This is a genomic window from Tissierella creatinophila DSM 6911 (assembly GCF_001940565.1).
Classification (GTDB): domain Bacteria; phylum Bacillota; class Clostridia; order Tissierellales; family Tissierellaceae; genus Tissierella_A; species Tissierella_A creatinophila.
Window position 1 is genome coordinate 1 of the sequence record NZ_LTDM01000030.1, and the last position, 9,625, is coordinate 9,625.

Here is a 9,625-nt window from a genome sequence, read left to right on the forward strand (position 1 = left end):
ATCATATGTTTTAGTGAAAGATAAATATATTAAAGGAAAGGAGTATGCAAGGATTTCTGCTATCGCAGATTGCAATTCATCCCCCGCTTATAGAAGTGGAGGTATCCTTGCAATAAAAACGATGAAATTTATCCTTACTTTTTTAGTAAACGCTTGTCCATCCACATATTGATTTTATCATGTATTTTAGTATATTACAATATCGCTGATATTCATTGCAATTCTAAAATAAGATCAAATCATCTGTAAAAGTGGTGTAAGAAGACCCATTATGCCTCCAAGAAGAGCTCCAAGTCTTGTAATAGCTTTAAGTTCTCTCTCAGATATATTTAGTATAAGCTCTTCTGTATATTCTACTTCAAATCCATTTATTTGATCTTCTACTATCTTAGAGACATCAAATAGATTTATAATATTATATACCTCCCCTTTAAGCATAGTATTAAATACCTTATCTGAAACATACATGATTTTTTCTATTTCTTTATTATCTACATTTTTTAAAATTTTTGAGATAGGTGTATTTACTAATAAGTCTATATTTTTATCTATAAGATTTCTAATCATCATCTGGAAATTTGGGGACTCCAAAGTATTATCTATTGCAGTTTCTAAAAATTCTATTATACCATTTTTTATCTTTTCATCTTTAGATTTGATGTTGTCTATAAATATATCTAATAATTTATCTTTATTCTCTTCTTTAGCAGCATAATCTATAATACTTTCATATACATTAGTAATATCTCCTTTTTCTATAATAGAATCCATATATTCACTTATAGAAGATACTTTCATATTAACTATATTGCCCAATGAATCTTTAAGTATAAAGCCTGCTACTTCTTCTGCTTGAGTACTATCTACATATTTTGAAATTGCTAAAAATACCTTTTCTGAAATAGTAGCTGAATCTATAAACATAGTTATCATTTTACTTAAATTTTGTTCTACTAAATCTTCTATAGATAGTTTTATACTTCTTTGTATCTGTGGCTTATAGAAAAGTTCTCTTAATCTATCCATTATATTTCTTTTATTGTTTTCAATACTTAAATCTATTCTCTCTATAAACCCTTCAGGAATTACTTCTTTTAAAGGAGTGTCTAAATCTTTTAACTTATTAAATTCTTTGTCTACAATTTCCATAAAAAATTCTTTTAGTTTGGTAGATTTTTTAATATCATCTAATATGGTATTAGAGCCTTTTAAGAGTTCATCTATTGCCTTGTCTTTATATCTATCATAGATATCTTTCTCAACGAAATTTATTAAATCTTTCTTTAAACTTTTATCTTTTAATCTGGATATTATTAAATTAAATATCTTTTCCTTGATATCATTTAAGTATAGATAATAGTTATCACTATCTATAGATTTAAATATATCACTAAAAGATTCTTCTCGTTCTCTTACTCTCTGAATTTTCAACTCTACAAAACTTCTTATCTTTCCCTTGGTTTCACTACTTGAAATCACTTCTGTTATCTTCTTAGGTGTAAGGAGATGCATCCCTACTGCTTCGCCTATACTTTTAGCTATTCTCTTTCTTTCCTTTGGAATTAGCCCCGGAGTAAATGGCACTTTAATTCCTAGAATTCTTTTTTCTTCCAAAGGTCTAAAAAGCATCTTAATAGCAAGCCAATTTGTAAAATATCCTATGATTGAGCCAACTAAAATAGGTATAATAATTTTCATTTATTTAAAACCCCTCTCTTGTGATATATATTATTTAGTCAAAAACAAATATAATATTAACTATACTATATTTGTTTATTCTTTGCTATATTTTAAATGTTTAAAATAAAAAATATTATAATAAAGAATATAAAAGTAGAACAAACTATGATCGGTGGAAAATTTGTATATGAAAGATAAAAAGATATGCCCTAGCTAACTAGAGCATATCTTTTTATAAACCTAATAATTCATCAATTTTAGCTTGGTTAAATCCTACTACTATATCTCCATCAATATCTAATACTGGAACCCCTTGTTGACCAGATTTTCTTATCATTTCCATAGCTTTGTCCCTATCTTTAGAAACGTCAAAAGCTTCATACTCTACTTCTCTTTTATTTAGATAATCCTTTACCTTTGTACACCAAGGTCATGTATTAGTTGAATATATCATTACTTTTTTCATGTTTAATTTCCCCTTTCAAATTTTAACTTTATCTTTATATAATATATTACCCCAAAAGTAAATTTCTTATCATATTTCAAATAAAAGCTTTATAAAATTTTTATTGGGTATAATAAATATAGAATTTAAAAACTAGGAGGAATATATATGAAATTTTCAGCAAGAAATCAACTTAAAGGAACAATTAAAGAAATAAAAAAAGGTCCAGTTTCAACAGAAGTTGTTATAGACATAAAAGGTATGGAAGTAGTATCTAGTATTACAACCGGGTCTGCAGAAAACTTAAATCTTAAAGTCGGGGATGAAGCTATAGCGATTATAAAAGCAAGTAATGTAATGATAGGTATAGAATAATTAAAAGATAGGATATCCTATCTTTTAATTATTCTATAAAGTCTTTATATTTTCCATTAAATAGACTATAAGCAAAAACAAGAATAAATAGATAAGCAATATTGCTTATCTATTTATTCTTGTTTTGTTTTGAATTTATTATTCTTTTAATGTCAAAGTCCTTCTCACTTAAAAAATCTATTATATCACTATATGATTTATCATCCATATGAGGAGTTCTGCTTAAAATCCATAGATTATCTTTAGTATTTCCCATTACTACTGCATATCTATAGTTTTTATCAAGCATTATAACATTATATTCGGATTTAAATGGCCAAAAGAAACTTACTAAAAGAGCTCCAGTACATTTTTTATCTGAAATCCACGCTGTTCCCCTTATCTTTTTTTTCTTTCCATTTTTATAACCAGAATTTACAACTTCTATCTTACCATTCTTTTTCAAGTTATATATCGCAGTTATATTATCGAGGTCTTTTTCTGATCTCATTGGAAGTCTTCCGATTTCATACCAATTTCCTAAATATCTCTTTAAGTCTAAATCACAAACTATAGATATATTTCCTTTATCTTTTTTAAAGGTCTTCATCCAAACCTCTCCTTTTTTTGTTTTTATAGATTGGTCATTAACTTTTATACCCTAATATAGATGTTTTTATCCCTTAACTATCAGAATGTTATATTATATATTGAAAACATATAGATTTAAGTTAAAATCACATATTCTAAATAAAAGCATATATTATATAAGAAACTAACAAATAAAGAAAGGAATGAACAATATGTATAATGATAAAAATATGTACTATCCAGATCCTTGGGGAAATTGTTTAATATTTAAGGATTATGGTCCTGAGCCTTTTGTAATTGATATAGAAAAGGCTACCTCAGAAAACAATACTTTCCGTACTGCCCTTTGGACAGGAAAATATTTACAACTTACCTTGATGAGTATAGATGTAAATGATGATATAGGTTTAGAAATTCATCATGATATAGATCAATTTATTCGAATTGAAGAAGGAAAAGGATTAGTTATGATGGGAGATTCAAGAGATAATTTGAATTTTAAAAGAAGAGTTTCTGATGACCATGTAATATTAATACCTGCTGGTAAATGGCATAATCTGATAAATGTAGGAACTAAGCCCCTTAAACTCTACTCTATATATGCTCCACCTGCACATCCACATGGTACAGTTCACCGAACCAAAGAAGATGAAATGGAACATGGATATTAAACAATAAGAGGTAAAGTGAGTAGTACTCACTTTATCTCTTTATTGTTTTTAACTTTTAAAAACCATTTAAGAATATATATCTGATAGTTCAAATTTTATCATTTCAGTTTTATTTTTATGATAGTGATCATCTTGATTAAATTCTACATTATCCACAGTTATGTTAGGGATTTCTACCTTAAATATACTGCCCTCATCTAAAGTACTTTCCACACTTACTTTGCCCTTATGAAGTTCAACTAAATATTTTACTAAAGATAATCCAATACCAGTACCTTCTGATATTCTATCTAAAGATTTATTAACTTGCTTAAATTTTTCAAAGATAGTATCTAAGTCCTTTTCATCTATACCTATTCCATCATCTTTTACCGATATTTCTACAAAATTGTCTTTATAGGTTAACTTGATTAATATAAACCCATTGGGATTGGAAAACTTTATTGCATTGGAGATAAGATTGAGTAAAATTCTTTCAAATTTATAAACATCAAATGCAATAATCATTTCATCAACTTCAGTATCAAATATAATTTGCATATCCCTAGCTTTAGTATATTCTGAAACTGACTCAATAACATCATCTATAACATCCACTATATTATTATTGGATAAATTTAATTTATAAAATCCAGATTCTATCCTTGAAATATCTAAAATATTATTTATAAGTTTGGTAAGTCTATAACAATTTTGTACAATAACTTTATTACTATATATCATATCATCTCTAATACCCTCCAGGGGATCTTTTTCTAAATATATATTTAGCAACTGTGAAGCACTAAAGATTAAATTTAGGGGAGTTTTTAGTTCATGGGATGTATTTATAAATACATCTTCCTGAATTTTAAGTGCACTGGCTATCTTTTCTTCGACTGTCTCTTCAAAAGAGCATATCAAATATTTTTTATCCTTATCGCCAACCATAACCCTTACCTCAATATTTAAATAACTCAATCCCATATTTGAACCTTTAAACTCTACTCCCTGTTTGTAAAAAGATTTTCCTTTTTTAATAAGATTTAAAACATGCTTTGGAAATGGAGGTTCTAAACCTATAGGATCATCAACTTTAATATCTAGTAAAGCTAAATTATCAATATATCTTTTATTGGATTTTAAATGAATACAATCTGGATAACTATAAATTACAATTGCTTCTTTATCATTTACATCAATATTATCAAAATTCTTTATTATTCCTTCTAATAAAGAGTTTGTGTTTTCTTCAATATAATATACCTTTTTATTTTCTTTTAAGCTTCTACAACTAATTGTTACATCCTTGGGCATATCTCCCTTAGTAAATATATATAAGTTATGAGTATCTTTAATATCTTCAAGACAAACTTGAAAATAAATTCTTAATAATACACCTACTTCTCTAAGAGATTTCCCTACAATATAATCTGATGGATATCCACATAAATTTAAAAACTTTTCGTTAGCTTTGTAAACTGTACCTTTTTCACTATAAATACATGCCTTTTCAATAGATTTAATCAAACTAATTTTCAAAATCCATACCCCCTGTTTTTTAAAATATTTGTATATTTACATTATATAACTATACATTCTTTTGCCCTAACCAATAAACTTAGTATATATGATGTCAATATTTTAATATTTTATAGATTAATATATAAAAAAACCCAGTAATTATAGTTACTGGGTTAGGAGTAAAGATTTATTAAGCCTTATACTGTAAAATTTGGGCAAATAAAAAGTAAGTATCGAAATCATATCCAATACTTACTTTTTGTACTATAGATAAGCACAATTAAAAATTATTAGTTTTTACTAATTACTGTACCAGTTAATCCTTTAACAGCATCTTGTGCGCTTTCTAGAGAAGTAATGATAGCTTTTTTGTTAGGATCATCTCCTACAAATTCGATACAAGCTTCTACTTTAGGTAGCATGCTTCCAGGAGCAAACTGACCTTCCTCTATATATTGATAAGCTTCTGCTATACTCATATTATCTATAGCTTTTTGATTTGGTTTGTTGAAGTTAACACATACCTTATCTACTGCTGTTAAAACTAAAAGTGCGTCCGCTCCTATATCAGCAGATAATTTTGATGAAGCTAAATCTTTATCTATAACTGCATCTACACCTTTATAGCCTTCTTCAGTCTTAATAACAGGAATTCCCCCGCCACCACAAGCAATTACAACTATATCATCTTCTATCATTTTTCTAATAGCATTGATTTCAACAATTTCTGCTGGTCTTGGTGATGGAACAACTCTTCTATATCCTCTTCCTGCATCTTCAACAAAAGTAAAGCCTTTTTCTTCAGCTATTTTATCTGCCTCTTCTTTAGAGTAGAAGTTACCGATAGGTTTAGTAGGATTTTTAAAAGCTTTATCTTCTTGATCTATAAGAACTTGTGTTACAACAGTAGCAACATCTTTTTTAATGTTTCTTTTTTGTAGTTCTGTTTGAATTGCTTGTTGTAAGTGATATCCTATATAACCTTGAGATAGAGCACCACATTCCACTAGTGGGAATTCAGGTACGCCAATTTCTGCTTTATAAGCATAGTCCATACCAAGATTAATAACTCCAACTTGTGGTCCGTTTCCATGAACAATAACTACATTGCCCGCTACTTCGATTAAGTCTACAATTGATGCTGCTGCTGTTTTTACGGCAATTAACTGCTCTTGAGGGGAGTTCCCTAAAGCATTTCCGCCTAAAGCTAATACAACTTTTTCCATAATTTAATAATCCACCTCTTTTTTAGAATCTATTTTAATGTTGCATACATTATAGCTTTGATTGTATGCATTCTGTTTTCTGCTTGATCGAAAACTTTAGATTGTGGAGATTCAAATACTTCATCAGAAACTTCCATTTCTGGTAGACCAAACTTTTCGTGAATTTCTTCTCCAACAGCTGTTTGTGTATCGTGGAAACTTGGTAAACAGTGTAAGAATATAGCATCTTTATCAGCGTTGTCCATAACTGCTTTATTTACTTGGTAATCTTTTAATTGAGCAATTCTAGATTCCCAGATTTCATCTGGCTCTCCCATAGATACCCATATATCAGTATAAACTGCATGTGCACCTTTAGTTCCTTTTTGTACATCTGATTCTAAAGTAATAGTGCTTCCTGTCTCTTTAGCAATTTCTCTAGCTTTTTCTACTAGGTCTTCTACTGGGAATAACTCTTTTGGTGAACATGCTGTAAAGTTAACTCCTAATTTTGCAGAAGCAATCATAAGTGAGTTAGCAACGTTGTTTCTAGCATCTCCCATATATACAAAGTTTAATCCTTTTAAATGACCAAAGTTTTCTTCAATAGTTAAGAAATCTGCTATCATTTGAGTAGGATGGAAAGCATCTGTTAAACCATTCCATACTGGAACTCCAGCGTATTTTGCTAATTCTTCTACAAGATCTTGTGAGAATCCTCTATATTCTATACCATCATAAAATCTTCCTAATACTCTAGCTGTATCTTTGATACTTTCTTTATGTCCCATTTGAGAACTACCTGGATCTAAATAAGTAACACCCATTCCAAGATCATAGCCAGCTACTTCAAAAGAACATCTAGTTCTAGTAGAAGTTTTCTCAAATAATAAAACTATGTTTTTTCCTTCTAAATATTTGTGAGGTACTCCTGCTCTTTTCATACTCTTAAAGTCTTTAGATAAATCTATTAGATATCTTACTTCTTCATTTGTAAGATCTAATAGTTTTAAAAAACTTTTTCCACTTAAATTTACACCCACGATATCATCTCCTTATTATTTTTGTTATGTTTTGTAAAATAATTTTCTTACAAGCCTATTATAACACATCATTTATTTTATTGCCATACATAATATGTTTTAAATATATCAATAAAACAAATATTTTAAAACATATTATGTAATGGATTTCTGGCAAAATATAAAATTAGATAAATTAGTCTTAGCTTATCTCTGCATTTTTAGGTACTTTAGATCCTCCATTTGTAATATATCCCATAACCACATATACAAGGGCTCCTGCTCCACCAGCTATAATAGGTGCTTCTACCCAACCAATCTTTAACCAAAATACAAGTATAACATTTATAGTAAATCCTGTAAGCATAGAAGCAAGGCAAGTTTTTAAGTCTGCTTCAACAAATACACGCATGATTATCGGTCCTACAAATGCAGATATTAGTCCACCTGTACCTATATAAGCAATTTGGTTAAGCATTCCTTGAGGAGCTGCAAATGTTAAGAATATTGCCCATACAGCAGTTACAAGTACTCCTATACGGTTATATAAATCTCCCTTATCTGATTGCTTACCTGAGATTGATACTAACATATCATAAGATAACGAGGAAGCCAAAGCTTGTAGTACTGAACTTATAGTTGAAAGCATCGCAAAGAGAATAAAGAGTGTAATCATACCAGCTAAAGCCGGTGGTAAAAATGTGTTTAAGAACACTGGCATCGCACTGTCAGGATTAGCTAATGCAGGATTTTTATAGTACATATAAATACCCGCAAGTGGTATAACACTTAATATTACACCCATAGGTGCCATTATTAAAGCTAATGAATGTATCTTTATGTCTTCTTTAAAAGATAAAAAACGAACTGACATATAAGGTAATGTAGTTGTGAAAAGAAGTGCATAAACAAATACTAAAAATATACTATATTTTCCACCACCATAAGGTGCTGATGTTGTAGGATTTAAGAATTCTGGTTTTATTTTTCCAACCTGAGAGATTAAATCCATCAGAGGAATATCTTTTACAATTGTAATATATATAATACCAGAAGCTATAAGCATTCCCATACACATAATTGTATCCGTAATAGCTACGGCTAAAAGTCCACCTTGCATTGTAAATATAACAACAACAAGCATTAATAATAATGATCCTATAGCTTCACTAACACCAAGCCATTCTGATGCCACAAGACCTACTGCTCTAATTTGTCCTATAATGTAAACTGAAAGAAAAATGAAAGTTGCTGTACCTGCAACAAAATGTACTAATCGCTTTTGTTTATCAGTACCTCTATGTGTTACTGCTAAATACTCTGGAACTGTAAGTCCTCCGGATTTGTCAGCCTGTTTAGCCATAAAACCTGCAAACAATAGTGTTCCGAAAACGATTCCAGGAGCAAAGAAAAAGTTTGCTAACATTTCAATTGTACCATAAGCATATGCTGTTCCAGGAGAACCAATAAATCCCCATCCACTATAACCTGTTGCCATTAGTGTACCAGCACCTACAAAAGCACCTATTTGTTTTGCACCTAGTAAAAATCCATCCCCATCTTTTTGGGCACTTTGTATCTTTTTACCTGATAATGCTCCAACAGCAATTAAACCAATTGATGCTGCGATAAATATAATCCAGTTAATCACTTTGTGTCACTTCCTTTCTTAAGCTGTGCTTCTTTAAAAAACCATATACCAAGTGGTACTACAATAAGTATAGCCGCTCCAATGAAAAATGAATCCATAGTCCAAGATCCTGTCATTTTGTTACCTCCTTATAATTTGTGTTACATATATAAACAATAAGAGCCAGAAATCTGCAATCATCTGGCTCTTATTTTTTTATTTTTCCCTAAATTATTTTTTTAACCAAGGGCTAGTTTCAAATGTTACTAGTGTTGGATCGTTAACGTTTTGATTTGGGAAGTAGTCTAAACACTCACCTTCACGATAAACGTCAGCTGTAGCACAGTGTAATCCTCCACCAAATGCATAAGCATCTCTTAATGGAACTGGAACTACATTCATTCCTAATTTATCCATTTGTTCTTGTTGAGCTTTTTCACTCTCTTCTACTAGTACAGTTTTATGATCTAGAACTAAACAGTTCATTGATAACCATACACTTGAGTAGCAAAGTGCTGGTGGCT

9 protein-coding genes and 1 pseudogene are annotated in these 9,625 nt (G+C 29.6%); 2 read left to right on the forward strand and 8 right to left on the reverse strand.

The window, feature by feature from the left end; genetic code table 11:
- Positions 1–234: 234 nt before the first annotated feature.
- Together TICRE_RS08025 and TICRE_RS08030 are read right to left on the reverse strand one after the other, a co-directional pair.
- Positions 235–1,698 carry a DUF445 family protein gene (locus tag TICRE_RS08025; protein ID WP_075726920.1) on the reverse strand — a complete coding sequence of 488 codons (1,464 nt, stop codon included), beginning with the start codon at positions 1,696–1,698 and terminating at the stop codon, positions 235–237.
- Positions 1,699–1,912: 214 nt separating this feature from the next.
- Positions 1,913–2,098: pseudogene (locus tag TICRE_RS08030) on the reverse strand (glutaredoxin family protein); the annotation flags it as partial.
- 195 nt (positions 2,099–2,293) lie between these two features.
- Between TICRE_RS08030 and TICRE_RS08035 the strand changes: the two are divergent.
- Positions 2,294–2,500: a TOBE domain-containing protein gene (locus tag TICRE_RS08035; protein WP_075726921.1), complete on the forward strand. Its 207-nt coding sequence runs from the start codon at positions 2,294–2,296 to the stop codon at positions 2,498–2,500.
- 109 nt (positions 2,501–2,609) lie between these two features.
- Here TICRE_RS08035 and TICRE_RS08040 read toward each other — a convergent pair whose 3' ends face one another.
- The gene (locus TICRE_RS08040) at positions 2,610–3,089 is read right to left on the reverse strand and encodes a lipocalin family protein (RefSeq protein WP_075726925.1); all 480 of its coding nucleotides are present in this window, start codon (positions 3,087–3,089) and stop codon (positions 2,610–2,612) included.
- 193 nt (positions 3,090–3,282) lie between these two features.
- Here TICRE_RS08040 and TICRE_RS08045 point away from each other — a divergent pair, with 193 nt between their 5' ends.
- On the forward strand, positions 3,283–3,741 hold the full coding sequence (locus TICRE_RS08045; protein ID WP_075726927.1) for a cupin domain-containing protein: 459 nt from the start codon (positions 3,283–3,285) through the stop codon (positions 3,739–3,741).
- Positions 3,742–3,807: 66 nt separating this feature from the next.
- On the opposite strand, the gene TICRE_RS08050 is transcribed toward TICRE_RS08045, so the two are convergent.
- The 5 genes from TICRE_RS08050 to TICRE_RS08070 all read right to left on the reverse strand — a co-directional run.
- Positions 3,808–5,262 carry a sensor histidine kinase gene (locus TICRE_RS08050; RefSeq protein WP_075726929.1) on the reverse strand — a complete coding sequence of 485 codons (1,455 nt, stop codon included), beginning with the start codon at positions 5,260–5,262 and terminating at the stop codon, positions 3,808–3,810.
- 272 nt (positions 5,263–5,534) lie between these two features.
- Positions 5,535–6,470, reverse strand: a complete 936-nt coding sequence (gene arcC / locus TICRE_RS08055) for a carbamate kinase (protein WP_084191900.1) — start codon at positions 6,468–6,470, stop codon at positions 5,535–5,537.
- A 29-nt stretch (positions 6,471–6,499) separates the two neighbouring features.
- Positions 6,500–7,492: an ornithine carbamoyltransferase gene (gene argF, locus TICRE_RS08060; protein WP_075726933.1), complete on the reverse strand. Its 993-nt coding sequence runs from the start codon at positions 7,490–7,492 to the stop codon at positions 6,500–6,502.
- A gap of 181 nt (positions 7,493–7,673) precedes the next feature.
- Positions 7,674–9,122, reverse strand: coding sequence for a sodium:solute symporter family protein (locus TICRE_RS08065; RefSeq protein ID WP_075726935.1), 1,449 nt, complete (start codon positions 9,120–9,122; stop codon positions 7,674–7,676).
- A 210-nt stretch (positions 9,123–9,332) separates the two neighbouring features.
- A partial coding sequence (locus tag TICRE_RS08070) for a hypothetical protein (RefSeq protein ID WP_456300651.1) occupies positions 9,333–9,625 on the reverse strand: 293 nt, incomplete at its 5' end.

Excerpts from the sequence above, each read along its gene's own strand:
- TICRE_RS08045 (WP_075726927.1), top strand. The coding sequence starts at position 3,283 with ATGTATAATGATAAAAATATGTACTATCCAGATCCTTGGGGAAATTGT.
- TICRE_RS08035 (WP_075726921.1), top strand. The coding sequence starts at position 2,294 with ATGAAATTTTCAGCAAGAAATCAACTTAAAGGAACAATTAAAGAAATA.
- TICRE_RS08025 (WP_075726920.1), bottom strand. The coding sequence starts at position 1,698 with ATGAAAATTATTATACCTATTTTAGTTGGCTCAATCATAGGATATTTT.
- TICRE_RS08040 (WP_075726925.1), bottom strand. The coding sequence starts at position 3,089 with ATGAAGACCTTTAAAAAAGATAAAGGAAATATATCTATAGTTTGTGAT.
- arcC (WP_084191900.1), bottom strand. The coding sequence starts at position 6,470 with ATGGAAAAAGTTGTATTAGCTTTAGGCGGAAATGCTTTAGGGAACTCC.